21 protein-coding genes and 1 pseudogene are annotated in these 25370 nt (G+C 70.7%); 10 read left to right on the top strand and 12 right to left on the bottom strand.

What is annotated here, in order from left to right; genetic code table 11:
* Positions 1–151: 151 nt before the first annotated feature.
* The 3 genes from DVS28_RS20630 to DVS28_RS20620 all read left to right on the top strand — a co-directional run bounded on the left by DVS28_RS20630 (position 152) and on the right by DVS28_RS20620 (position 4896).
* Positions 152–2656 carry a cell wall-binding repeat-containing protein gene (locus tag DVS28_RS20630; RefSeq protein ID WP_164710831.1) on the top strand — a complete coding sequence of 835 codons (2505 nt, stop codon included), beginning with the start codon at positions 152–154 and terminating at the stop codon, positions 2654–2656.
* Between the two features lie 265 nt (positions 2657–2921).
* Positions 2922–3425, top strand: a complete 504-nt coding sequence (locus DVS28_RS20625) for a hypothetical protein (protein ID WP_114593145.1) — start codon at positions 2922–2924, stop codon at positions 3423–3425.
* Between the two features lie 154 nt (positions 3426–3579).
* A complete protein-coding gene (locus DVS28_RS20620; protein ID WP_114593144.1) occupies positions 3580–4896 on the top strand; it encodes a hypothetical protein in 1317 nt (438 codons plus the stop codon).
* Between the two features lie 51 nt (positions 4897–4947).
* Here the strand turns inward: DVS28_RS20620 and DVS28_RS20615 are convergent, their stop codons facing one another.
* Both DVS28_RS20615 and DVS28_RS20610 read right to left on the bottom strand, forming a co-directional pair.
* Positions 4948–5697: an SDR family NAD(P)-dependent oxidoreductase gene (locus DVS28_RS20615; protein WP_114593143.1), complete on the bottom strand. Its 750-nt coding sequence runs from the start codon at positions 5695–5697 to the stop codon at positions 4948–4950.
* Complete coding sequence (locus DVS28_RS20610) at positions 5697–6866, bottom strand: acyl-CoA dehydrogenase family protein (protein ID WP_216826188.1); 1170 nt, start codon at positions 6864–6866, stop codon at positions 5697–5699. Before DVS28_RS20610 ends, DVS28_RS20615 begins: the two co-directional genes overlap by 1 nt.
* A 105-nt stretch (positions 6867–6971) precedes the next feature.
* On the opposite strand from DVS28_RS20610, the gene DVS28_RS20605 reads away from it, so the two are divergent.
* Together DVS28_RS20605 and DVS28_RS20600 are read left to right on the top strand one after the other, a co-directional pair.
* Positions 6972–7754 (top strand): enoyl-CoA hydratase/isomerase family protein, encoded by a 783-nt coding sequence (locus DVS28_RS20605; protein ID WP_114593141.1) that lies wholly within the window; start codon positions 6972–6974, stop codon positions 7752–7754.
* 17 nt (positions 7755–7771) lie between these two features.
* Positions 7772–9397 (top strand): AMP-binding protein, encoded by a 1626-nt coding sequence (locus DVS28_RS20600; protein WP_114594312.1) that lies wholly within the window; start codon positions 7772–7774, stop codon positions 9395–9397.
* A gap of 35 nt (positions 9398–9432) precedes the next feature.
* On the opposite strand, the gene DVS28_RS20595 is transcribed toward DVS28_RS20600, so the two are convergent.
* The 3 genes from DVS28_RS20595 to DVS28_RS20585 are packed head-to-tail and all read right to left on the bottom strand — an operon-like array spanning position 9433 to position 12109.
* A complete protein-coding gene (locus tag DVS28_RS20595; RefSeq protein ID WP_216826186.1) occupies positions 9433–10314 on the bottom strand; it encodes a hypothetical protein in 882 nt (293 codons plus the stop codon).
* Positions 10290–10883, bottom strand: coding sequence for a nuclear transport factor 2 family protein (locus DVS28_RS20590; RefSeq protein WP_114593140.1), 594 nt, complete (start codon positions 10881–10883; stop codon positions 10290–10292). The genes DVS28_RS20595 and DVS28_RS20590 overlap by 25 nt, the downstream gene beginning before the upstream one ends.
* Positions 10880–12109 (bottom strand): cytochrome P450, encoded by a 1230-nt coding sequence (locus DVS28_RS20585; protein ID WP_114593139.1) that lies wholly within the window; start codon positions 12107–12109, stop codon positions 10880–10882. The genes DVS28_RS20590 and DVS28_RS20585 overlap by 4 nt, the downstream gene beginning before the upstream one ends.
* A gap of 153 nt (positions 12110–12262) precedes the next feature.
* On the opposite strand from DVS28_RS20585, the gene DVS28_RS20580 reads away from it, so the two are divergent.
* Both DVS28_RS20580 and DVS28_RS20575 read left to right on the top strand, forming a co-directional pair.
* Positions 12263–13051, top strand: a complete 789-nt coding sequence (locus DVS28_RS20580) for an SDR family NAD(P)-dependent oxidoreductase (protein WP_114593138.1) — start codon at positions 12263–12265, stop codon at positions 13049–13051.
* Between the two features lie 166 nt (positions 13052–13217).
* A pseudogene (locus DVS28_RS20575) lies at positions 13218–14648 on the top strand (catalase); the annotation flags it as partial.
* 9 nt (positions 14649–14657) lie between these two features.
* Here DVS28_RS20575 and DVS28_RS20570 read toward each other — a convergent pair.
* The 3 genes from DVS28_RS20570 to DVS28_RS20560 form a co-directional block, all read right to left on the bottom strand.
* A complete protein-coding gene (locus DVS28_RS20570; protein WP_114593136.1) occupies positions 14658–15212 on the bottom strand; it encodes a dihydrofolate reductase family protein in 555 nt (184 codons plus the stop codon).
* Positions 15209–16249, bottom strand: a complete 1041-nt coding sequence (locus tag DVS28_RS20565) for a helix-turn-helix domain-containing protein (RefSeq protein ID WP_245973564.1) — start codon at positions 16247–16249, stop codon at positions 15209–15211. The genes DVS28_RS20570 and DVS28_RS20565 overlap by 4 nt, the downstream gene beginning before the upstream one ends.
* A 78-nt stretch (positions 16250–16327) precedes the next feature.
* Entirely contained in the window at positions 16328–17845 is a 1518-nt protein-coding gene (locus tag DVS28_RS20560; protein ID WP_114593135.1) for a flavin-containing monooxygenase, read from the bottom strand.
* Positions 17846–17977: 132 nt separating this feature from the next.
* On the opposite strand from DVS28_RS20560, the gene DVS28_RS20555 reads away from it, so the two are divergent.
* Positions 17978–19177 (top strand): PucR family transcriptional regulator, encoded by a 1200-nt coding sequence (locus DVS28_RS20555; protein WP_164710830.1) that lies wholly within the window; start codon positions 17978–17980, stop codon positions 19175–19177.
* Between the two features lie 69 nt (positions 19178–19246).
* On the opposite strand, the gene DVS28_RS20550 is transcribed toward DVS28_RS20555, so the two are convergent.
* The 4 genes from DVS28_RS20550 to DVS28_RS20535 all read right to left on the bottom strand — a co-directional run bounded on the left by DVS28_RS20550 (position 19247) and on the right by DVS28_RS20535 (position 23032).
* Positions 19247–20044 (bottom strand): endonuclease/exonuclease/phosphatase family protein, encoded by a 798-nt coding sequence (locus DVS28_RS20550; protein WP_114593133.1) that lies wholly within the window; start codon positions 20042–20044, stop codon positions 19247–19249.
* 65 nt (positions 20045–20109) lie between these two features.
* The gene (locus DVS28_RS20545) at positions 20110–20565 is read right to left on the bottom strand and encodes a cupredoxin domain-containing protein (RefSeq protein WP_164710829.1); all 456 of its coding nucleotides are present in this window, start codon (positions 20563–20565) and stop codon (positions 20110–20112) included.
* A gap of 5 nt (positions 20566–20570) precedes the next feature.
* Positions 20571–22817: a heavy metal translocating P-type ATPase gene (locus DVS28_RS20540; RefSeq protein ID WP_216826184.1), complete on the bottom strand. Its 2247-nt coding sequence runs from the start codon at positions 22815–22817 to the stop codon at positions 20571–20573.
* Positions 22814–23032, bottom strand: a complete 219-nt coding sequence (locus DVS28_RS20535; protein WP_114593131.1) for a heavy-metal-associated domain-containing protein — start codon at positions 23030–23032, stop codon at positions 22814–22816. Before DVS28_RS20535 ends, DVS28_RS20540 begins: the two co-directional genes overlap by 4 nt.
* Positions 23033–23151: 119 nt before the next feature.
* On the opposite strand from DVS28_RS20535, the gene DVS28_RS20530 reads away from it, so the two are divergent.
* Both DVS28_RS20530 and DVS28_RS20525 read left to right on the top strand, forming a co-directional pair.
* Positions 23152–23625 carry an aminoacyl-tRNA deacylase gene (locus tag DVS28_RS20530; protein WP_164710828.1) on the top strand — a complete coding sequence of 158 codons (474 nt, stop codon included), beginning with the start codon at positions 23152–23154 and terminating at the stop codon, positions 23623–23625.
* Positions 23615–25363, top strand: a complete 1749-nt coding sequence (locus tag DVS28_RS20525; protein ID WP_114593129.1) for a putative PEP-binding protein — start codon at positions 23615–23617, stop codon at positions 25361–25363. The genes DVS28_RS20530 and DVS28_RS20525 overlap by 11 nt, the downstream gene beginning before the upstream one ends.
* Positions 25364–25370 lie beyond the last annotated feature (7 nt).

Here is a 25370-nt window from a genome sequence, read left to right as displayed (position 1 = left end):
TCGGCGAGTTCGGCCTTTCGCTACATATATTACTTTGCGTACTCTTGACATTACTGAGAGCAGCGGGTCGGAAGTGGGGCAGCCATGCTTCGTTCCGCCATGAACGAAATGAGCACCCCCCATGCAGTCACATGCCCACAGGACGACGACGATGGGTGCAGTGCTCCTGCTCCTCGCGGCGCTCCTCCTTGCGGTGCCCGTCGGCCCAGCCGACGCACAGGGCCCCGATGACGGCGATTCGTTGCAGCTGACGAGCCCGACCAACCCCGACGAGGCCACGGCGGTCTCGATCGAGCTGTCCTCGATCACGGTCGCCGACGGCGCTGGAGTGCCGGTCCTCATCGGCCGCAACGACGTGTTCGCCGACTCCTTGGCCTCCGCAGCCGGTCAGGCCAGCGCGACGGAGAACGGGTTCCAGATCGACACGGCCAACGCCCCGCTGTTGCTGGTCCCGAGCAACGCCGCGATCCCCCAGTCCGTCATGGACGAGATCGCCCGCATCGGCGCGCCCAACGCGTTCGTGCTGGGTGGCACCGCAGCGGTGCCCGAGTCCTCCGTAGACCAGCTCCGCGCTGCCGGGGTCACGGTGGAGCGGCTGTCCGGTGCCGGACGCAACGAAACCGCTGTCGCGATTGCCGAGCGGTTCTTCCCACAGGCTCGGATCGTCGTCATCGCCCGCGCTGGCGGGCCGGCGGACAACCCGACGGCAGGGTTCGCTGACTCCATCGCCGCCGGCGGCTTCGCTGCGGGGCTCGGTGCCCCGATCGTGCTGACCAACACCGACACCCTGCCCGACGTGACTCGTCAGTACCTGGTGGACCTCGCCCCCAGCCTCGTCTACGTCGCCGGCGGCCCCGCAGCGGTCTCCGATGCAGTCTTCGCCGAGCTCGATGCGCTGCGGCCCGGCAGCGATGACACCATCCGCATCGCAGGGGCGTCGCGTACCCAGACGGCGGTGGAGTTCGCTGTCGCACGTGGGTACAGCGGTGCCGGCAGCGCGTCGGGGGTCATCGTGGTCGACGGCTTCGCGGAGTTCGGCTGGGCCAGCGGGTTCGCCGCAGCGCTCCGCTCCGGCCAGTCCCGGGCCCCCATCGTCCTGGTCGGTGCCAACGGGCCCGATGCCGACACCCAGGCATGGCTCGACAACACCCGTCCTGACGACACCGGTGTGACCTACGCCCAGGGCACCACGCCCCCGACGCTGACCTGCTCGCAGGTCACCTCCATCTGCACCCAGGTCGCCACCACCATCGGGGCGGCCACACCCACGCCAATCGGCACGCCGCCCGGAGGCGGCTCCGGCCCGCAGGTCACCACCGGAAACCTGTCCCCCACCACCGGCCCAGGCACCTGCCTCAACAATCACGCGGTCAACGCTGACGCCGAGATCGGGACGATCGACGGATGGCGCGTCGACGCAGTGCCGGACCCACAGACTGGGCAGCCATCCGGGGCGGGAGACGCTCGGACCTACGACGCACGGTACGAGAACAACGGGCCCCTGCAGCGGGGCCAGTACCTGTTCAGCTTTGGTGGAAACAGCACTTCCATGACCCAGGTCCTGGCGGTCCCCCCGTCGCTGGACGCGGCCATCGATGCCGACACCATCAACTTCCGGCTCGCAGCAACAGGCGGCTCCCTGGATTTCGGTGCCCCTGTATCCATTGTGGCATCCGCCTCCTTCCGGTCGCCAGCGGACGCGGAGTTGGGGCGCAGCACAACGGGTGCCTTCCCATCCACCAACAGCAGCCGGGGGGTGATCGCCATGGAGGAACGTGCGGTCGGCGGTGCCGTGCCCGTCGGCTCTCGCTTCATCGCCCTCACGTTCAGCTTGCCGGAGTTCGTCAGCGAGTACGTCTTCGAGTTCGTGTTCGACAGCGTGTGCCTCACGCTCTCCGAGCGTGAGACCTCCATCGGCTCGGGTCTCGGGCCCGGTGACACCATCGAACCCGGTGAGAAGCTCGTGTCGCCCAACGGGGCCCACAGCGTGGTGCTGCGACGTTCCGGCGAGCTAGTGCTGATCAGCGGCGGCACCGAGACCGTGCTGGCTGGCGGCGCGGGGTTCACCAGCGCCACGATGCGGCCGGACGGCAACTTCGTGCTCGAGCAGGCGGTCGGCCAGGGCGGGCCGGCCAGCGGCACGTCCAGCACCAGCGCGTCGCTGGAGATCACCGACAACGGCTCGCTCGTCGTCCGTTCCATCCAGGGACAGCCGATCGCGACGCTGAACGGCGGGCTAACGGCCACAGCAGGACCGGTGGCGGTCCGCAGCCAGCTGCTGCCCGGTGAGCAGCTCGGCATCACCGGTCGGCTGACCTCCCCCAACGGCCTGTTCGCCGCCGAGGTACGCGCCTCGGGTGCGCTGGTCGTGATCGACACCACCAACGGCGCGGTGCGCTACGACTCGGGCACGGGCGGCAGCGGCGTGCGGCTCCTGGAGTTCCGCACCGACGGCAACCTGGTCCTGGAGGACGCCTCCGGTGGCGGACCTTGGTCCACCGGCACCACCGGTGGGTTCCCCTCGCCGGGCAACGGCCCCGGCGGCGTGGTGGAGATGCAGGACGACGGCAACCTGACGGTCCGCGAGACCGCCGGTGGCACGTTCCTGTGGGGCTCCGCCAACGGCGGCCCCAACGCCGGCCCCGTCAACCCCTGATCCCAGCCCAACCAGTGATGGCCGCCCCGACCGGGGCGGCCATCCGCACGTCGAGCCTCGGTTGTCGCCAGGAGGTACGACCCAACCCCACCCCTCAGGAGTCGGTCTCAGTTCCTTGACCTCGCCGCCGTCGATGACGAGCGACAGCCCACGCTGAGGGGCAACCGACGCGTAGCCGCCGTCTGCCGACCCGCACCAAGATCACTGCGGCACACTGGTGGGGGGCGTGGGCCGATGGCCCGCTTGGGTGCGCAGGGGGTTGTCGATGGGTCGGTACTGGCTGATGGCTGGGGTGCTGGTGGTCGTCGTGGCAGTGGCGCTCGCCGTGACCGGCGGGGGTGGGTCCGGGTCGCCGGGCGATGCTGCTGGACCGTGGTCACTGGACGGGGTCACGGTCGCGTTCGACGCCACGACCCGGGACACGAGTCATGCCGCCATCATCGTCGCTGCCGATGGTGAGGGTCTGGCGGCGGTATGGCGACAGTTCCAGATGCCCGGTGTCCCACCGACCATCGACAAGGGGCACATGGCGCTGTTCGTCCCGCTGGAACCCACCTGCGGCGCAAGGGACATCGAGGACGTGCATGTCGTCGACGTGAGTCCGGTCCGCCAGACGGTCGAGGTGGTCGCCAGTCCGGGATGTGTGTCGGAGGTCTCCAATCAGGTGGCCCCGGCGCTCCCTCCCCTCGGCGCACGCCGCAGCCTTGTGGTGCTGCAGGTGCCATGGGCCTCCGAGCAGCAGCCGAATCCGCGCATCGGCCAGCCGTAGCCCAGAGGGTGATGCATGGGCTACGGGTTCGGCCGACACCACAAGATCGAGGCTCTCCAGCACTGAGCGCCCAGAGGCATTTGTGGGGGGTGCTCCACGGGTCCGGTGCCATATGGCAACCTGCACTGCCATACTCGAATGAGGGAGCCTGGCAATGACGGAGAAGTGGAGGCGGGCGCGGCTGATTCCGGTCAAGGGCATCGGCAGTGAGAAAGAGGCCGAGGAGCGGGCCACGTCCGCCCTCCTGGCGGTTCTGTCCATCGTGCGCCCCCTTTCTTCGGAGCTCTTCGGACCGTTGGGGGCGTCGAAGGCGGGCCGGGCGACCGTGGAGTGCTTCACCGAGGTGATCTTTGACCTCGACGGGAAGAAAGTCCGGCCAGACGGCCTCATTCGGATCAGCTACGGGAAGACCACTTGGACAGCTCTGGTCGAGGTGAAAACTGGATCGGCAACGCTCGAAGCGGAACAACTCTTGGGCTACATCAAGGTCGCTCGAGCCAACAGGTTCAACTGCGTCGTGACGGTCTCCAACGAAATCGCGGCCGCACCCGGTCACCACCCCACGTCAGCGGCGGTTCCACGGGCCAACTCGACAGTGCAACTCCACCACATCTCGTGGACGCAACTCGTCACCACGGCGGTTCGGCTGCACGAGCACATCGGTGTGGACGACGTCGAACAGCGGTGGCTGCTCGAGGAGCTCATCAGGTACCTGCAGCACTCTGCGTCAGGAGCCCTGTCGTTCAACGACATGGGTGGGAGCTGGGTCGCCGTTCGCAACGCCGCCAAGGACGGCACCCTCACGAAGAACGACGCCGGCGTGATGGACATCGTCCAGCGGTGGGATCAGCTTATTCGCTACATCGCTCTGATGATGGGTGCACAGACTGGACTCGACGTCACTCAACAGCTTTCGCGCGCACATGCCAAGGACCCCAGAGTCCGCGCAGACGACCTCGTCCGCCGACTCGTGGAAGGGGGGACCCTTGATGCGGTCCTGCGCATCCCGAACACCGCCGGTGATCTCGAAATCTGTGTCGACCTCCGGGCTCGCCAGATTGCCTGCACAGCAACCACGAGGGCCCCGGAGGACAAGGGGGCTCGGGGTCGGGTCGGATGGTTGACCCGACAGCTGCGAGAAACGGCGCCTGCTGACCTTCACATCGAGTCGCGAGCGCACCGGGCCAAGAACGGGCCCACCGCCACGTTGGCGGCTGCTGCGGAGGATTCCCATCTCCTGATCGACGACCAGAAACGCGACCCGGCCACCTTCACGCTGACCGTTCGCAGCGACATGGGTGCGGGTCGCGGGGTCGGGAAGGGCAGAGCCAGCTCCTTCATCGAATCCGTCGAAGACGCCATCAACGCGTTCTACGACCAGGTTCTGTCGAGCCTCACCGCGTGGCAGCCGAAGGCGGCACCCCGCCAACCCGTTGGCGAACCCGCCGACAACCAAACATTCGACGACTGACCGTCGGTTGTCGCTGCAAGGTGCGACCACACCCACTCCATCAGGAGCAGGTCAGAGCTTGTGGGCCTCGCCGCCGTCGATGACGAAGGTGGCGCCGGTCACGAACGTCGCCAGGGGAGAGGCGAGGTAGCAGACCAGGGGGCCGAACTCCTCGACCCGGCCCATCCGGCCCGCCGGGATCTTGCGCAGCCTGCGGCGCAGCATCTCGGGGTCTTCCGTGACCGCGGCCTGGGCGTCGGTGTCGAACGCGCCCGGGGCGATCGCGACGACCTGCACGCCCCGGCCGGCCCACTCCGCCGCCAGCGCCTCGGTCATCCGCAGCATCGCGCCCTTCGTCGCGGAGTACGACACCAGGTACGGCTTGCCCTTCAGCCCCGACGTCGACGCCACGTTGATGATCCGGCCGTGCCCCTGCTCGAGCATCACCAGCCCCGCCGCCCGGGACAGCACCGCGGGTGCGGTCACGTTGATGCGGAAGACCCGCTCCCACTCCCGCGGGTCCTGGTCCTCGAACGCGCCCGCCGGGGCGATGCCGGCGTTGTTGACCACGACGTCCAGCCGCCCGAAGGCTTCCAGCGCCTCGTCGACCAGTCCGGCGACGGCGTCGGACTCCTCCATGTCGCAGGTGACCGCTTTCATCCTGTCGGGGTAGTGGTCGACGAGCTCGGCCAGCGCATCCCCGGACCGGGCTGCCGCGACGACGTGCACCCCCTCCTCGGCGAGGGCCAGCGCTGCCGCGCGCCCCAACCCCCTGCTGGCCCCCGTGACGATGGCGACCTGTCCGTCCAGCTGCAGGTCCATCAGGCCTCCACCTCGTCCAGGTACTCGTCGCCGAGCGCCTTGGCGATGCCCAGCCGCAGCACCTCCGACGCCCCTTCGTAGACCCGCATGGGCCGCGCCGTCCGGTAGGCCCGCTCGACCACCGAGTCGGCCACCAGCCCCCAGCGGCCCATCACCTGCACACACCGGTCGACGATCCGACCGACCGCCTCCGATGCGGCCAGCTTGGCCATGGAGGAGTGGGGCAGCGCCGACAACGGGTCCTGCCGGGCCCGGGCCGCCGACCGATAGGTCAGCAACCGGGCCTGCTCGAGGTCGGTCCACGAGTCGGCCAGCAACGCCGCCACGGCACCCAGCCGTGCCAGCGGACGGCCGAACTGCACCCGTTCGTTGGCGTGCCGGGTCGCCTCGCGCAGCGCCGCCTCGGCCAGGCCGATCGATGCGCCGGCCACCGACACGCGGAACACCGCCAGGGTCGACAGCACGAGGTCGAACCCACGGCCGGGCTCGCCCAGCCGGTTGGCCGGATCCACCACCACGTGGTCCAGCGTCACCGAGCCCAGCACATGGGGGGCGATGATCGGCGGGGTCGGCCCGAAGGTGATCCCCTCGGCGTCAGCCGGCACGAGCACGACGGAGAACCCCTCGCCCTCCTTCGCGAGCACGGTGTAGAAGCTGGCGTGCCCCGCGTTGGAGATGAAGGCCTTCTCGCCGTTGACGACCAGTCCGTCGGCGGTCTCGGTCAGCGTCGTCGTCATCGACTTGAGGTCCGACCCGGCCACCGGCTCGGTCAGCGCCAGCGCCGCCAGGACCTCGGCCCGGCCGACGGCCGGCAGCCACCGCGCCTGCTGCTCGGCGGACCCGCCACGGGTGATGGCGTAGCTGCCGATGCCCTGCAGGGCGAACAACGAGTCGAGGTGGGACGAGGTCCCCATCAGCCCCTCGCGGGCCACGCACACCGCCAGCGGGTCGACGTCGTCGAACCGGCCGCCGTGGACCTTCGGCACCATCAGCTCGGTCAGGTTGCTGGATCGCAGCGCGGCGAGGACGTCGGGGTGGATCCGGTCGCTCAGCCCGTCGGCCTCGACCGCGACATCCGCGATGCCGGCGGCGACACCGCGTGCCTCCTCACGGATCGCGGCGTACCGCTCCGGTAGCTCGAACTCCATCAACGTGGCTCCTCGACCCATGATGGGCCCGTCGCAGCTTGGCGCCGACACGGCACCCTATTTATGATCACTAATCGTATGCTAGAGCCGAGGCTCGAGTCGAACGACACACAGACAGGACAGCAGATGACGGACGTGGTCAGCGAGCGGCGGGGCGAGGTGGCCTGGATCAGGCTGAACCGGGCCGACCGGATGAACGCCTACGACCAGGCGATGGCCGACGAGCTGATCCACGCCATCCGTGACGCAGCCGATGCCGGCGTGATCGTCATCACCGGCACGGACAAGGCGTTCTGCGCCGGCGGCTTCCTCGCCAACCTGCAGGACCCCGACCCCGCCGAGCTGCGGGGGATGTTCTACAACTCGCTGCGGTTCACCGACGAGATCCGCAACTCGCCTCTCCCGGTCATCGCCGCCGTCAACGGTGCGGCGGCCGGCGGCGGCAACGAGCTCGTCGTCGCCTGCGACCTGGCGATCGCCTCGGACCGGGCCACCTTCGGGCAGACCGGCCCCAAGGTCGGCAGCGCCCCGGTGCTCGGTGGCACCAACCTGCTGGCCGCCCAGATCGGTGAGAAGCGCGCCAAGGAGGTCAGCTTCCTCTGCCGTCGCTACGACGCGGCCACCGCCGCGGAGTGGGGTTGGGTCAACGAGGTCGTCCCCCACGACGAGCTGGAGGACGCCGTCACCCGCTGGGCCGACGACCTGCTGGCCAACAGCCCCCGCTACCTGGAGATCGCCAAGGTAAGCAGCAACCTGTGGTGGAACGCCTCCCGCGACAACATGCTCCAGGGCCTCGGCATGCTCGTGCAGGCCATCGGCAGCGACGACATGGTCGAGGGTGCCAGCGCCTTCATGCAGAAGCGCCGACCCCAGTGGCCCGGCCGTGAGCCGAAGGGCTCCAGCTCGTGACCGCGGTCTACGACGAGATGGTCCCCACGTTCACCGACCGGGGGGAGTGGACGCTGCCGCGCGTCCTGCGTGCCCGCGCCGAGACGCACGGCGACCGCATCTACCTCGACTGCCCGGAGGAAGGGGTGGCGCTGACCTACGCCGAGGTCCACGACCGCGCGGCCCGCATCGCCACCGGTCTGCTCGACGTCGCCGAGGTGGGCGACCGGGTGCTCATCATGGCCGGCAACTCCGCCGCCTACGTCCTGTCGTGGTTCGGCGCGGCGATGGCCGGCATGGTCGAGGTGCCGATCAACACCTCCTACCTGGGGGATTTCCTGGCCCACCAGGTGCGGGTCGCCGGGCCAACCGTCGCGGTCATCGACGCCGGGTTCGCCGCCCGGTTCGTCGCCATCCCCGAGGCCGCCAGCAGCATCCGTCGCTTCGCCGTGCTCGGCGACCCGGAGGAAGCCGCGACGGCGTGCGAGACGCTCCGCGCTGCCGGCTGGGACGCCGAGCCATGGGCCGCCCTGGCCGCCGACGAGGCCCGCACCGACCTGCCCGACCCCGCCGCCAGCGACCCCGTCGGCATCCTCTTCACGAGCGGCACCACCGGCCCCTCCAAGGGGGTCGTGATGGCCAACGCCCACATGTACTTCTTCGCCGACGAGTGCGTCAGCCTGACCCGCCTGACCGACGAGGACACCTACCTCGTGATGGGGCCGCTGTTCCACGGCAACGCCCAGTTCCTCGCGGCCTACCCAGCGCTGATCGCCGGGGCCCGGTTCGTGCTGCACACCCGCTTCTCCGCCACCCGCTGGACCGACCGGATCCGCGACGCCCGCGCGACCGTCACCAACTTCGTCGGCGTGATGATGGACTTCGTGTGGAAGCAGCCGGCGAGGGAGGACGACGCCGACAACGACCTTCGCTGCATCTTCGCCGCCCCGACCGCCAGCTACGTCGACGCGTTCAGGGACCGGTTCGGCGTCGAGGCGTTCGTGGAGGTCTTCGGGCTGACCGAGACCTCCATGCCGATCATGACGCCCTACGGCGTGGACCGGCCGGCGGGAGCGGCTGGGCTGGCCAACGCCGAGTGGTTCGACATCCGGCTGGTCGACCCCGAGACCGACGAGGAGGTCCCGGTCGGTGAGGTGGGCGAGCTGGTCGTCCGGCCCAGGGCACCGTGGATCACGACGCTGGGTTACTACGCCATGCCGGAGAAGACCGTCGAGGCCTTCCGCAACCTGTGGTTCCACACCGGAGACGGGCTGCGGCGCGACGACGACGGCTGGTTCTACTTCGTGGACCGGCTGAAGGACGCGCTGCGCCGGCGGGGCGAGAACATCTCCTCCTACGAGGTCGAGTCACCCCTGCTGGCCCACCCCGACATCGCCGAGTGCGCCGTCATCGCCGTCCCCGCCGATCACGAGGCGGGGGAGGACGAGGTCATGGCCGTCGTCGTGGCGAGCCCCGGCGCCACCATCGACGCCGACACCGTGTGGGCGTGGGCAGCCGACCGCGTGCCCGACTTCGCCATCCCCCGCTACGTCCGCGTCGTCGACGCCCTGCCGATGACCCCGTCGGGCAAGATCCGCAAGCGCGAGCTCCGCACAGACGGCGTCACCCCCGACACCGCCGACCGCACCCGCCAACCCGCCTGACCGCCCGACCGGCGCCGGGACAGCCCCGACGCTGCTCAGCCCTCGAGCAGCCGCACCGCCGCCTCGCGGGCCGACATGCCCACGGCGACCCCGCGGGCGACGGCCAGGCTGTTGGCGGCGCTGATCGTGCCGTCGGCCCAGGTGGACAGGCCGTCGCCCATGCGGGCGGTGCGGGCGTCCACGGTGGCACCGGCCAGGCCGTCGGCCTCGACGATCGCCAGGCCCGCCGTGCCGGAGCCGTCGCGACCCCAGCCGCCGTCCGAGCAGATGAACCCGTGCGGCGCGACGTCGCGAAGGTAGGGCACCGCCGAACGGCCGGTGTGACCGGCGGTGCACAGGACGTTGCGTCCCCGGTCCTCCTCCTCCCCGAAGGCGATCGAGTCCGTGCACACGACCTGCCGGCCATCGGCTGCGGTGTGCACCACCGTCCGGTTGGTGATGGCCGACGGCGCGTCGACGCTGCCCGGGTCGTGCTCGAGCATCAGCAGCGCCGCCTCACGCGCGGGCATGCCCTCGCGGACCCCGCACCGCCGGGCCGGTTCGTTCAGCCGCGAGATGACCGCCCGGTCGAACAGGTCCACGCCGTTGCCGAGCTCGACGGTCATCACGTCGACCGCCGCCCCGGGGATGTCCAGCGCCTCCAGGTACCACAGGCCTGCGATGCCGGCGCCGTCCATGCCGATGCCGCAGTCCATCCCTATCGCCCCGCGCGGGCGGTGCGAGGCGATGAACCGGGCGGGCAGCACCCCGGAGTAGGAGGCGTTGCAGACGACGTCGCGGTCCCGGTTCGCCGCGGCCACGTGGTAGGCCGAGTCGCACGCCACCACACGCCCACGAGGTGAGGTGTGGACGACGGTCTGCTGGTCGGGCACGGGCCCGGGGTCGTTGGTTCTCAGGACGTGGATCCTGCGGTCCACGCGGCCCACGTGTCCAGCGCCTCGGGCAGCTCGGCCTCGGCCCGCGGCGTGTTGGGCCAGCGCTTGCGCATCCCCTCCGACAGCCCGTCGGCCAGCTCGGCCAGCGGCATGGCGTACAGCTGACGGACCCGCCGTTCGTGGAAGCGCCACCCGTCATCGGTCCGGCGATAGCGGTCGTGGTAGCGCAGGGCCACCCAGAACGATCCGTCGGGCATGCCGAGCTCGGCGTGGGCGGTGACGATGCCGCTGGCGGTGTCGTCGGAGGTGAACTCCACGGTCTGGCTGTGCGGGATGTGGAAGCTGGCGTCGAACATCCGCATCCGCTCGATGTAGTGGTCGACGACCTCGTCGCGGCCGGTCACCGGCCCGACGGTGGACTCGAACACGGCGTCCTCGGTGAACAGCCCGCGGAGGGCATCCAGGTCACGGTCGTCGACGACCCGTCCGTACGTGGCGACGAGGTCCGACAGCGCCTGCCGGTCCTCCAGCCTGCGGATGCGGGTCTCCAGGTCAGTGGTCATGTCGATGGCTCCGGGGGTGTCGGGAGAGGGGGTCGAGAGTGCGGTCACGCGCGCTGCAGGGTCACGTCGACGCGGGAGGGGGAGACCAGCAGGAACCCCTCCGGGACGGGCGGCTCGCCGCCCACGAACGTCGCGCCGGCGACCCGATCGACCAGGGCGCCGACGCCGTGCAGCAGCTCGGTACGGGCCAGCTGCGATCCGGTGCAGTGATGCCGGCCGGCACCGAACGGCAGGATCGTCCCGGCGTTGGTGAACTGCCGCTCCGGCGCTTCGGCGAACCGGGTGAAGTCGAAGATGTCCGGTTCGGCGAACACCTCCTCGTCCCGGTTGGCCGACGCCAGCAGGACGACCATCCGTGACCCCTCGGCGATCTGGGTGCCGTGCACCTCCACGTCCTGGGTTGCCCGGCGCGTCAGGCCGTGCACCGGCGGGAACACCCGCAGGGTCTCGGCGATGACCGAGCCGACCAGCGACGGGTCGTCGCGGAGGGCCTGCCACCGTTCGGGGTCGCTGAACAGGTACACGAACAGGCTGGACAGCGCCCGCTCGGTCGTCTCCACGCCGGCGGTCAGCAGGAAGGCGGTGAAGGCCAGGATCTGCTCGACCGGCAGCGGCTCGCCGTCGTAGGTGGCGCTGCACAGGTCCGACAGCAGGTCCTCGCCGGGGTCCTTGCGCCGTTCGGCGATGATCGGGTCGAGGAAGGTCTTGAGGTCCGCGACCGCCTCGAAGGCCCGCGCGCGCTTCTCGGGATGGCCGATCGAGGACACCCCACCGGCGGCGATGTCGTCGTACCACTCACGGAACCGGTGGGCGTCCTCGATGCCCAGCAGCTCGCCGATGGCCAGCAGCGGGATCCACATGGCGTACTCGCTCTTGAGGTCAACCGGCCCGTCGGCGTTGGCAACCTCGTCAGCCACCCGCCGGGCGGTGTCGGCGACGAAGGCATCGAAGGACTCCACGGCCTTGGGGCTGCGCAGCCGACGGGCGACGATGCCGCCCTTCTTCTGGTGCTCCCGTCCCTGCCACTGCAGGATCGAGGGGCCGTACACCGGCGCGCCCGGACCCTCTCGCAGGGTGGCCCAGCGCTCCTCGTCGGCCAGGACGCCCTTGACGTCGTCGTAGCGCGACAGCACCCAGGCGTCCAACCGCGGGCTGAAGAACAACGGCGCGTCGTGGCGGCAGCGGCGGAACAGGTCGTGGCGGTCGACGGTCGGATCATCGGCGGCGAAGCGTTCGAAGTCCTCCATCGCGGGTGGGGTGGCGACGCTCGTCATTGGTTCGGCTCCTCGTGAAGGCGCGGCTGCGTGACCCTCTTTGCGGGGTATTGATGAACCTAGACCCGACACGGTGGTAGGTTCAACCGAATGTTTGGTAAGTGCGCGGTTCGGGGAGCGATTCCGGCCGCCCGATCAGGAGGGCAAGGACCCATGACACAACGACTCGCAGGCAAGGTGGCCGTGGTGACCGGCGCCGGATCGGGCATCGGCGCCGCATCCGCTCGACGGTTCGCCGAGGAGGGCGCCAAGGTCGTCCTCGTCGACCTCAACGCCGACGGCATCGAGGCCGAGACCCAGAAGATCCTCGACGCCGGTGGCACCGCCATGGCCGTGCCGACCGACGTCACGTCGCTGGAGGCCTGCGACGCGATGGCCGCAGCCGCGGCCGAGGCCTACGGGCCCGTCGACGTGCTGTACGCCAACGCCGGCATCGCCGGGACCGGCAACGTCGTGGACTGCACCCCGGAGATGTGGGACAAGGTCATCGCCGTCATGCTGACCGGCGTCTGGTACTCCCAGCGCGCGATCGCCAAGCAGATGGTCGACAACGGCGGCGGGTCGATCATCAACCAGGCCAGCATCGGCGGGATCATCGGCGTCAAGGGCATCTTCCCCTACGCCGCAGCCAAGGCCGGCGTCATCGGCATGACCAAGCAGTCGGCGGTGGAGATGGGCCAGCACGGCATCCGCTTCAACGCCATCGCGCCCGGCACCGCGCCGACCCCGCTGGTGACCGCCACCTACGAGCAGAAGGGCGGCTCCGGTGGCGACTACACCTCCGTCGAGGAGGGACTGGCCAACGCGACCGCCAAGTACCCGATCGGCCGCCTCGGCACCGTCGACGACATCGCCAACCTCGCCCTGTTCCTCGCCAGCGACGAAGCCGCCTGGATCACCGGGTCGGTCTACGTCATCGACGGCGGCATGACCGCGGGCTGACGCCCCCGGCGTCGCCGACGAGAGAAGGGTCGGCTCGCGCATCCTCGGTGGCCGCATCGAGGGTGTTTGTTCCCTGGGTGATCGGTGCAGGGTTGGGGTATCTCGCCCGACCGGGCCGATCCCGCCGAAAGACCAAGGGGACGCAGTGACCGATTAACGCCCAGCCACCACCACCGATGCCGGCATCCCGGTGGCCAGCGACGAGTACTCGCTGACCGTCGGGGCCGACGGTCCCATCCTGCTGCAGGACCACTACCTGATCGAGCAGATGGCGCAGTTCAACCGGGAACGCATCCCGGAGCGCCAGCCACACGCGAAGGGTTCCGGCGCCTTCGGCCACTTCGAGGTGACCGGCGACGTCTCGGCATGGACGAAGGCAAAGGTGTTCCAGCCGGGGACGACGACCGACACGGCCGCCCGCTTCTCCACCGTGGCCGGCGAGCGGGGCAGCCCCGACACCTGGCGTGACCCTCGCGGCTTCGCGCTGAAGTTCTACACCTCCGAGGGCAACTACGACATGGTGGGCAACAACACCCCCGTGTTCTTCGTCCGCGACCCCATGAAGTTCCAGCACTTCATCCGGTCCCAGAAGCGGCGGGCCGACTCGGGGCTGCGGGACCACGACATGCAGTGGGACTTCTGGACCCTCTCGCCGGAGTCGTCCCACCAGGTCACCTGGCTGATGGGCGATCGGGGCATCCCCAAGTCCTACCGACACATGAACGGCTACTCCAGCCACACCTACCTGTGGGTCAACGAGGCCGGCGAGCGGTTCTGGGTGAAGTACCACTTCCACACCGACCAGGGCATCGAGTTCCTGACCCAGGGCGAGGCGGACACGCTGGCCGGTGAGGACGCCGACGTGCATCGTCGCGACCTCTTCGACGCCATCGACGGCGGCGACCACCCGTCGTGGACGATGAAGGTCCAGGTCATGCCGTTCGAGGAGGCGGCGACCTACCGCTTCAACCCCTTCGACCTGACCAAGGTGTGGCCGCACGGCGACTACCCGTTGCACGAGGTCGGCAAGCTGACGCTGACGCGCAACCCCAACGACTTCCACACCGAGATCGAGCAGGCAGCGTTCGAGCCGAACAACCTCGTGCCCGGCATCGGCCCGTCGCCGGACAAGATGCTGCTGGCCCGGCTGTTCTCCTACGCCGACGCGCACCGGCACCGCCTGGGCGTCAACTACAAGCAGATCCCGGTCAACCAGCCGGTCGTGCCCGTCCACAGCTACAGCAAGGACGGGGCCATGCGGGTGCAGAAGGTCGCCGACCCGGTGTACGCGCCGAACTCCTACGGCGGTCCGAGCGCCGACGGCGAGCGGTATCCCCACAAGGAGGTGTGGTCGGCCAGCGGCGAGTTCGTGCACGCCGCCTACACCCCTCGCGAGGACGACAACGATGTCGTGCAGGCCAACGCCCTGATCAACGAGGTCATGGACGACGCGGCGCGTGACCGTTTGGTGGACAACATCGCCGGCCACCTGTCCGACGGCGTGTCGGACAAGGTCCTCCAGCGGGCGTTCGACTACTGGCGAGCCATCGACAAGACCATCGGCGACCGTGTCGCCGAAGCCGTCAACGGCGGCTGATCGGCTGGATCAGCGAGGACCAACGACGCGGAACCGGGCGACGACGAACGCTCGGTTCCGGTCGAGCTCGAGCAGCTCGAGGTCGAAGGGACGCGGGAGCAGCGGCCGACCCGAGCCGAGGGTGACCGGCGCGATGGACACGACGATGTCGTCGAGCAGCCCCGCCGCGGCGAAGTCAGCGGCCAGCGCCCCGCCGCCGACGACCCACACGTCCTTGCCGCCCGCGGCCTCGACCAGGTCGGCGTGGACGGCCTTGACGGCCATCTCGTCGTCGGCGGTGGCGAAGCGGATGTCGGCGCCGTCCGGTTTCGGCAGGTCGCGATGCGTCATCACCCAGGAGGGGAGGGAGGCGTACGGCCACTCCTCACCGCTGGTCGCCAGGTGGTCGAGGACCCACAGGTAGGTGGTCGCGCCCATGACGAGCGAACCGACCCCCTCCATGAAGGCGCCGTGGTTGTTGGGTCCCTCCTCGTCGATGTCCTGCACGAACAGCCAGTCGAGGCTGTCGTGGTCGTCGGCCAGGTAGCCGTCGAGGGTCGTGGCGGTCGCATACGTCGTGGTCATGGTGTGGCTCCGGACTCGGTGGGGGACGGGCTGGTGGGATCGGCGTCCGTGGGATCGGTGTTCTCAGGGCCGGGGTCGGCGCGGTCGATCAGCCACTGCAGCGGGTCGCCGTCGTCGACGGTGATGCCGTCGTCGCGCAGGTGCTGGCGGACCAGCAGCCGCCGGTGGGCGGCGTAGGTCAGGACGTGGGCGAGGATCCCGCCGACCACGAAGGACTGCGGCGGATCGCACAGGGCGTCCACGACCGCGTCGTCCCAGGCATCGCGCCGTTCGACGTCACGCACGAACGACAGCCACGCCGGGACCAGCCTGCGGTGCTGCGCGAGCAGGTCGGCGGGTTCGCCCGCGTCGGGCGGCGGGCCGGGGGAGTCGCTGCCGGTGAGGGCGGCCAGCCACACCTCCTTGGTGTAGAGGTGTGCGGTCAGCAGGGCGGCGATCGACGGCTCCGGCGGTGACCACGCCATCGGTTGGACGGCACCGCGGTCGCGATGCCATACCTCGCTGGTCAGGCCCTCGGCCAGCTCGAGCAGGGCCCTGGTGTCGGCCAGGTCGTGCTCGACCATCGTTGCGGTGACCGGTGCTCCCGACGACGTGGACCGGGTCTCGATCCACAGCGAGGTTGGCGGGTGGAAGTGCACGCCGTTGGGGGCGGGCAACCAGTGGCCGGTGCGGCCGCGCGCCGTGCCGGCAGGGGTGTCGTCACGGGCGGTGTCGCTGGGCGGGTGCCCGAACGCGCGTGAGAACGCCCGGCTGAAGCCGTCGACGGACTCGTAACCAGCGGCGAACGCGGCGTCGGTGACCGAGGTGCCACGGCTTATCTGCCAGGCGGCACGCTCCAGCATGACCCGCCGACGCATCGACACGGGCGGCTCGCCGGTGTGGCGACGCAGCTGCCGGCTGAAGTGGAACGCCGAGGCGTGGGCGCCCCGCGCCATCCGGTCGAGGGTGTCGTGGTCGTCGTCGAGGACGGCGTCCAGCAGCTCGCGGAGGCGGTCGCGTCCGTTGGTCGGCGGCGGATCGGGGATCTGATCGGTCACGAGGGCAGTGTGACGCGATCACGCCACCCGGTGCCCGACCGTTCTTGCCCTCTCTGCGTTGCGGTGGACCTGCCAGTGTCAGCCGGTTGCTGCACCCTCGAGGACGTCCTCGGCGTCCGGCGTCACCGTCGCGGTGCCGAAGCGCAGCCCCTCGCTGACCACCGGGCCGTCGCGCAGGACCGACACGTCGACCTTGTAGTCCGAGGCGACCTGCCACTCCTTGCCCTCACCCGCACGGGGCAGCAGGTGCATCGACCGCTTGACGTAGCCGGCCTGGAAGTCCAGCAGCGGCGAGAGGGTCATCTCCTGGCCCTCGGGCAGCTCGGGCCGGGCGATGTCGTGGCCGTGACGGTCCATGTGGCCGAGGATCCGCATCAGGTGCTCGCACACCAGGTCGACCTTCAGCGTCCACGACGAGTTGGTGTAGCCGATCGCGAACGCCATGTTCGGGACGCCCGAGAGCATCATCCCGCGGAACGCCACACGCTGGCCGACGTCGACCGGCGTGCCGTCGACGGTCAGGTCGATGCCGCCGAAGACCTCCAGCTGCAGGCCGGTGGCGGTGATGATGATGTCGGCCGGCAGCTCCTCACCCGACTGCAGGCGGATGCCGTCGGGGGTGAAGGTGTCGATGTGGTCGGTCACGATCGACGCGGTGCCCTTGCGGATGGCCCTGAACAGGTCGCCGTTGGGAACGGCGCACAGCCGCTGGTCCCACGGGTCGTACGCCGGGTTGAAGTGGGTGTCGACGTCGAAGTCGTCGGGCAGCAGGGCGGCGTTGATGCGACGGATGACCCATCGGGCCATGCCGGGTTGTGCTTGGCAGAACCGGTAGACGAGCCGCTGCTGGGCGATGTTGCGGCGCCTGGTCAGGTCGTAGGCCAGCCGGTCGGGCAGCACCCGCTTCATGACGTTGGCGATCGGGTCCTGCTTGGGGACCGGCATCACATAGGAGGGGGAGCGCTGCAGCATCGTGACGTGCTCGGCGTCGTCGGCCATCGAGGGGACCAGCGTCACCGCTGTCGCACCGCTGCCGATCACGACCACCCGCTTGCCGGCGTAGTCGAGGTCCTCGGGCCACTCCTGGGGGTGCACGATCGTGCCGGCGAAGTCCTCTTCGCCGGGGAAGTCGGGGCGGTAGCCCTGGTCGTAGCGGTAGTAGCCGGCGGCGCTGAACAGCCACTCGGCGGTCATCGTCGTCGTCTCGCCGGTGGCGACGTCCTCGACGGTGACGGTCCAGCGGGCCTCGGCGGAGTCCCACTCGGCGGCCAGGACCTTGCGGCCGTAGCGGATGTGTTCGTCGATGCCGGCGTCGGCGGCGGTCTCGCGGAGGTAGGCCAGGATCGCGTCGGCGTCAGCGATGGCGTCCTCGCCGGTCCACGGCTTGAAGGCGTAGCCGAAGGTGTGCAGGTCGGAGTCCGACCGGATGCCCGGGTAGCGGAACAGGTCCCAGGTGCCGCCGGACGCGTCGCGCATCTCCAGGATCGCGTAGGTCCGTTCGGGCTGGCGGTCCTGCAGGTACCAGGCGGCGCCGATGCCGGAGATGCCGGCACCCACGATCAGGACGTCGACGTGGTCGGCTGGGACGGCGGGCATGGAACCTCCGGGTGATGATCGGCGCATCGGTTGGTCCCACTCTGGGCGATCGCGATGCTCGTGGCCATGTACGATCTGCCCAGTCTTGTGTGGGTTCGTTGGTTGTTCTGCCATCGGTGGAGGTGGGGTCGGGTGTACGAGAACGAGCCGTGGCCCGAGCTGTCGACCGAGGCGGCGGGACTGCTGCAGCAGGCATGCCAGGTGATGCTCGCCTCGCCCGACCAGCTGGTGGAGCTGGTCGACGGGGCGGTGGAGTCCGCCGCCGGGCCGGAGCTGACCGCCGACCCCTCGTTGATGGAGCTTGTCCGCGAGTCCAATCGCTCCAACCTGCTGCACTGGGCCCGCGCCAACCTCGACCGTCCGGGGGAGCGGGTGCCCGCCAACGTGGGCCCGGTCACCCTCGACATCGCGCGGGACGTCGTGCGTCGCGGACTGGACGAGGCGGGGCTGCAGACCTACCAGGAGGGGCAGGCCGTCGCCTGGCGCTACTTCATGCAGATGGCCTTCGCGCTGACCGACGACCTCGGCGTCCTGCACGAGCTGCTCGACGTCGGCAGCCGCTCCATCTTCGCCTTCGTCGACGACACCGTGAAGGGCATCCAGCGGCAGGTCGAGCAGGAACGCCGGGACCTGGTCAGCGGTGCCGGGCCCCAGCGCTTGGCCGCGGTCAGGCTGCTGCTGGAGGGGGCGCCGATCAGCGCGACCGATGCCGAGCGGCGGCTGCGCTACGGGCTGACCGGCCCGCACACGGCAGCGATCGTGTGGGCGACCGAGCCCACGGCGGGGCTGGAGCGGGTCGTCACGGCGGTCGCGCGGACCGCTGGGGTCGTCGGGCCGTTGGTCGTGGAGTCGACGGTGCGGTCGATCTGGGTCTGGTTCCCCGTCCCGGCCGAGCGGCTGGAGGGGGCGTGGGACCTACCGGCGACGGTGCGGGCAGCGGTCGGGGCGACCCGTGCGGGGGTGGAGGGGTTCCGCCAGAGCCACCTCGACGCCGTGGCCACCCGGGAGCTGATGGGCCCTGAGGACCAACTCGTGGCGTTCGAGGAGGTGCAGGCGGCCTCGCTGGCCGGGGTCGACGTGGACCGGGCGGGTGACTTCGTGGAGCGAGTGCTGGGTCCGCTGGCCGAGGCGCCGGAGGAGCTGCGGCAGACCGTGCGGACGTGGCTGGCCAACGACTGCAACGTCGCGGCGACCGCCCGGGCGCTGCATGTGCACCGCAACACCGCCGTCAACCGGCTGGACACGGCTGCTGCGCTGGTGCCCGGCGGCCTGTCGGGCCGTGCCGTCGACATCGGCCTGGCCCTCGAGCTGCTCCGCTGGCCCGCCGCCTGACGGTGTGGTCGTTCGGCGGCGTGGTCGTTCGGCGGCGTGTGCGTCCGGCGGCGTGTGCGGCGAGGGCGGTCAGAGGTCGAGGACCAGGGGGCGGTGGTCGCTGACCTCGGGGGCGGCGAGGATCTCGAACGCCTTCACCGCTGACGGGTCGGAGACCAGCAGGTAGTCAGCGTGCCGGACGGGCTTGGAGTAGGCCGCCGTACGGGTGTCGGCCGTGCCGACGAGGTCGGTCAGGCCAGCCTCGCTGAGGACCTCGAACGTCGCGCTGTCGGGCAGGACGTTGAAGTCGCCGCACACCACGACCAGGTCACCGGGCTGGGCCGTCCGCCGCACCAGCTCGACCAGCTGCTCGGCCTGGACCAGCCGGGCCGGCGTGTCGCCCTTTCCCGCCGGATCCCGCAGCCCGTGGACCTGCACGACCACCACGAACCGGTCGCCCGCCCGGTCGAGGACCCGCACCGCGTGGGCGATGCGGGGCCGGCCGTCGTTCGGCCAGTCCTCGTGGTCGGTGTGGGTGCCGTGGACGAACGCGGTCTGCTGCCCGACCAGCGGGAACGCCTCACCCACGAACGTGGCGATCCCGAAGTCCTGCCGATGCCGCCCCTCCCCCTCCCCATCGCTGATCGGGCCGCTGTCGCAGGCCAGGAACGCCCCCTGGTGACGGGTGAGCAGACCAGCCACGTCGCCGAACAGGTCGGCCCGCTGCGGCAGCGAACGGTCGGCATCCACGAACCGCGTCCACCCCTCCACCCCCGGGGTCCTCGTCACCTCCTGCAGGCACACGACGTCGGCGTCGAGGGTGGGCAGCCACGCCGCCAACTCGTCGAACATGGCCCCACCCCAGGCGTTCAGCGACACGATTCGCATGGCGAGCACCCTAGCCCCGCCGAGCGAGGGGCTCCGCCGCCCCTCGGACGGCCCCGGGCCGACGGTCAGGCCGCGGCGACCTGCATGACCATCCCGGCCCCGTAGTGGCCGGGCTGGTGGCACCCGATCAGCAGATCGCCGGATGCGGTCCCGGTCACCAGCAGCTCGCCGGTCTCGCCCGGCTCGACCGTGACCGCGTCGTCGGCTCCGGCGCCGTGGCCACCATGGCCACCGGCCGACTCGGCCATCTCCGCCTCGTGGGCGTCCTGGGCCTCGGCATCCCCCACGAAGGCGTCATGGGGAAGGGCACCGTCGTTGGTGAACCGGACGCGCACGGTTTCGCCGTCGGCCACCGTGATGCTCGTCGGGGTGAACGCCAGGTCGGTCATCGTGACCTCGATCGTGCGCTCGGGCGCCGCGCTGGCGGTGTCGTCGGACCCGGCGTCGGGTGCCGCGCAGGCCATGGCGGTGACCGCCATCAGGGCGAGCACGAGGGGCCAGGGGCGTCGTGTCGTGATCATCGTGGTCACCGTCCGTGAAATGTCTTGAGGCGCAGGGAGTTCCCGACCACGAAGACGCTCGAGAAGGCCATCGCCGCACCGGCGATGAGCGGGTTGAGGTACCCCAGCGCGGCCAGGGGGATCGCGGCCACGTTGTAGGCGAACGCCCAGAAGAGGTTGCCCTTGATGGTACGCAGCGTTCGACGTGAAAGCCGGATCGCCGTCGCCGCTGTTCGCAGGTCATCGCGCACCAGCGTCAGGTCGCTGGCCTCGATCGCCACGTCGGTCCCGGCGCCCATCGCCAGTCCCAGGTCGGCCTGTGCCAGCGCGGCCGCATCGTTGACACCGTCACCGACCATGGCCACGACGCGGCCCTCGGACTGCAGGCGCGCAACGACCGCCAGCTTGTCCTCCGGCAGCACCTCGGCGATGACCTCGTCGATCCCGACGGCCCGGGCCACGTGCTGGGCGGCCGCGGTGTTGTCCCCGGTCAGCAGGACGGGGGTCAGGCCGAGTGACCGGAGCTCGGTGATCGCCTCCGCAGACGTCGGGCGGACGGTGTCGGCCACGACCAGCAGGCCGTGCACCTCGCCGTCCCAACCGACCAGGACGGCCGTCTGACCCCGTGCCTCCGCCGCGTCCTTGGCCGCGGACAGGTCCGGACCCGGATGCAGCGCCCAGTCCGCGAGGAACTGCTGGCGTCCGGCGACGACGGCATGGCCGTCGACGATCCCCTGGACACCGAGTCCCTGCGTCGACTGGAACGACTCCACGGCCGGCAGGGTGCCGAGCCGGTCGATGCCGGCCGCGGCGATGGCCCTGGCGATGGGGTGCTCCGAGGCATCCTCCAGCGCAGCGGCGATGCGCAGCAGCTCGTCGGGGTCGGTGCCGTCGGTGGCAACCACCTCCACCAGCGACATCCGCCCGGTGGTGATGGTGCCGGTCTTGTCCAGCACGACGGTGTCGACACGCCGTGTCGACTCGAGGACCTCGGGTCCCTTGATCAGGATCCCGAGCTGGGCGCCGCGTCCGGTCCCGACCAGCAGGGCCGTCGGGGTGGCCAGGCCGAGCGCGCAGGGGCACGCGATGATCAGCACGGCAACCGCCGCGGTGAAGGCCAGGTTCGGCCCGGCACCCAGGGCGAGCCACACGCCGAGCGTCAGCAGGGCCAGCACCAGCACGATCGGCACGAAGACCGCGGAGATCCGGTCGGCCAGACGCTGGATGGGCGCCTTGCCCGTCTGCGCCTCGGTGACCAACCGGGCGATCCGGGACAGCTGGGTGTCGGCCCCGACGCGGGTGGCGCGGATGACCAGGCGGCCGCCGGCGTTGACGGTGGCGCCGGTCACCAGGTCGTCCGGCCCCACCTCCACGGGCACGCTCTCGCCGGTCAGCAACGAGGTGTCGATGGCGGAGGTGCCCTCCACCACAACGCCGTCGGTGGCGACCTTCTCACCCGGACGCACGACGAAGACGTCGCCGACGGCCAGCTGGTCGATGGGGACCCTGACCTCCAGCCCGTCGCGGAGCACCGCGGCGTCCTTCGCGCCGAGCTCCAGCAACGCCTTGAGCGCCGCACCGGAGGACCGCTTGGCGCGCGCTTCGGCGTATCGCCCGGCCAGCACGAACACCGTGACGGCGGCGGCGACCTCGAGGTAGATCTCGTGTGCACCGTTGCCGCGGCTGCCGGTCAGCTCCATCGACATGGTCATGCCGGGCATCCCGGCACCCCCGAAGAACAGCGCGTAGACCGACCACGCCATGGCGGCGATCGTGCCGATCGAGATCAGCGTGTCCATGGTCGCGGCCCCGTGGCGGGCGTTCGTCCAGGCTGCCCGGTGGAACGGCGCGGCACCCCAGACGACCACCGGTGCGGCGAGTGTCAGCGCCAGCCACTGCCAGTTCGTGAACTGCAGCGCCGGGACCATCGACAGCACGACGACCGGCAAGGACAGGGCGGCCGAGACCAGCAGCCGGTGGCGAAGCGCTGCGGTGGGATCCTCGGCTGGCGCTGCGCCGGAAGGGGTAGCGGGGCCAGAGCCCATCGCCGGGACGACGGTCGCGTGGTAGCCCACGGCCTCGACGGCCTCGACGAGCGTGGCCGGGTCGACACCCGATGCGGTGACGGTGGCCTGCTCGGTGGCGTAGTTGACGGTCGCCTCGACACCCTCGAGGTCGTTGAGTCGCCGTTCGATCCGTCCTGCGCACGAGGCGCAGGTCATCCCCTGGATGGCGAGGTCGACGGTGATCGGTCTGGTGTCGAGCGTGGTCACGACGTCACCTCGTAGCCGGCGTCGCGCACCGCGGTGGTGATCGCCTCCAGGTCAGCAGGTCCGTCGGTCCGCACGGTCATGGCCCGGGAGCGGACGCTGACATCGACGTTCGTGACGCCGGCCAAGGGGCTGACGGCGTCCCGGATCGTTGCAGCGCAGTGGCCGCAGGTCATCCCGTCGATGGTGACGGTGGTGGAGGTGGGCTGGGACGTCATGGCTGCTCCTCGTGGTTCGTGCATACCCCCACTGGGTATGCGGGCTGCGCAGGACTATACCCCCAAGGGGTATGTGTGCCAACAACTTCTTCGACGGACTCGTGCGAGGATCGGCGGCCATGGACGCCCCACCCGCCGTCGCCGCGGCCGCTGCCCTCGACCTCGCCGTCGAGATCAGCGACGTCGGTCCGTCACGATCGATGGAGGAGCACGAGGCCAAGCTCGGCGTTGCGCCGGGCAGCCTCTGCAAGACGTTGCTGGTCCGCCGAGGTGAGGGGGACTACGTCTTCGTCGTCGTCTCCGGCGGGCGGAAGATGGACTGGAAGAAGGTCCGCGACGTCCTCGGCGTCGATCGGGCGAGCATGGCCACGCGGGAGCAGCTGCTCGACGTCACCGGCTTCGTGCCCGGCACCGTGACGGTCCTCGGCTCGGCGACCACCCTGCCGGTGATCCTCGACGCCGTCGCCGCCGAGTTCGACCGCATCGCCGTTGGCTCGGGCTCCCCAGGGGTGTCCGCCCTCGTCGACACCGCCGCCTTCGTCGCCGCAACCGCGGCCACGGTCGAGGACGTGACCGTCCCCGATGACCGCTGACCGACCCGACCAGTCGGGCCGGACCGCTTCCCGACGTCCGCCCCGTGTCCTGACCGGGATCGGCGTCGGCCGAGGCGTGGCCGTCGCACCCGTTGTCGTCCTGGCCCCGCCGCCGAGCGTGCCGACCGACGAACCCTCCGCCGCCGACCCCGCCTCGGCCCTCGCACGGGTCGAGGCGGCGTTCCAGGCGGTCGGGGCCAACCTCGCCGCCCGCGCCGCCGCCACCGACGGGGCGCTCGCCGACATCCTCGACGCCACCGCCTCCATGGCCGACGACCCCGCCATGCTGGCGGCGGTCCGTCGGCACCTCGACGAAGGACACGGTCCGGCGACCGCCGTCACGGCCGCCGCAGCCGGGTTCGCCGACGCCCTGCGCGCAGCCGGCGGACGGGTGGCCGATCGCGTGACCGACCTCAACAGCGTTCGTGACCGGGTCGTCGCCCGGCTGCTCGGACTCGGCGAACCCGAGCTGCACGACACCCTCGACGGCCCGTTCGTGGTCGCGGCCGCCGACCTCGCGCCGGCCGACGCCGCGGCGCTGGACCCCTCCCGCGTCGTGGCCATCGTCACCGAGCAGGGCGGACCGCTCGGACACACCGCCATCGTCGCCGGCCAGCTCGGCCTGCCGTGCGTCGTCAGGGTCGCCGGGATCACCGACGTCCCCGCCGGCACGCTCGTCGCCGTCGACGCCTCGGCCGGGACCGTCACCACAGACCCCCCGCCCGAGCAGGTCGCGGTCACCACCGCCCGCCGGCACGAGGTCGCACGCACCCTCTCCCTCGACACCGCCCCCGGGGCCACCGCCGACGGCATCCCCGTTGCGCTGCTGGCCAACGTGGGCACCCAGGCCGACACCCGCCGGGCCGTCGAGGTCACCGCCGAGGGCATCGGCCTGCTGCGGACCGAGCTGCTGTTCACCGGCCGGCACACCGCTCCCACCGTGGAGGAGCAGACCGCCGCCTACCGACAGGTCCTCGAACCGATGGCCGGACGACGGGTGATCGTGCGGACCCTCGACGTCGGCGCGGACAAGCCGCTGCCGTTCCTCGACCGTCCGTCGGAGGTCAACCCGGCGCTCGGCGTGCGCGGCGTCCGGCTGGACCGCACCCACCCCCAGCTGGAGGCCGACCAGCTGACCGCGCTCGGGGCCCTGGTCGCCGACCTGCCAGCGGACGCCCGAAGTGACCTGTGGGTCATGGCGCCCATGGTGGCCACCACGGCCGAGGCTGCCCGCTTCGCCTACGAGGCCCGCGCCCACGGCATACGGACCGTCGGCGCGATGGTCGAGGTGCCCTCCGCCGCCCTGCAGGCCAGCGCAGTGCTGGCCGAGCTGGACTTCGCTTCAGTCGGCACCAACGACCTGGCGCAGTACACGATGGCCGCTGACCGGATGGCCGGCGATCTCGCCGACCTGCTGGACCTCTGGCAGCCCGCCGTGCTGGAGCTGGTGGCCCGCACGATCCGTGCCGGGGTCGAGCTCGACAAGCCCGTCGGCATCTGTGGCGAGTCCGCCGGGGACCCGCTGATGGCGCTGGTCCTGGTCGGCATGGGCGCGACGAGCCTGTCGATGTCACCCGCCGCGATGCCGGCCGTTCGACACTGCCTGCGCGCCCACCCGATGGAGATCTGTCGCGAGATGGCCGCCGTGGTGTGGGACGCCGATGACGCCGCGACGGCACGAACGCGGGCGCTGGGTCTTGCCGATCCCGAGGTCGTGGCGTTGCTCGGCTTGCGCTGAGCCGTAC

The sequence above is a fragment of the Euzebya pacifica genome (assembly GCF_003344865.1).
GTDB lineage: Bacteria > Actinomycetota > Nitriliruptoria > Euzebyales > Euzebyaceae > Euzebya > Euzebya pacifica.
This window is presented reverse-complemented; position numbering and strand designations above follow the sequence as displayed.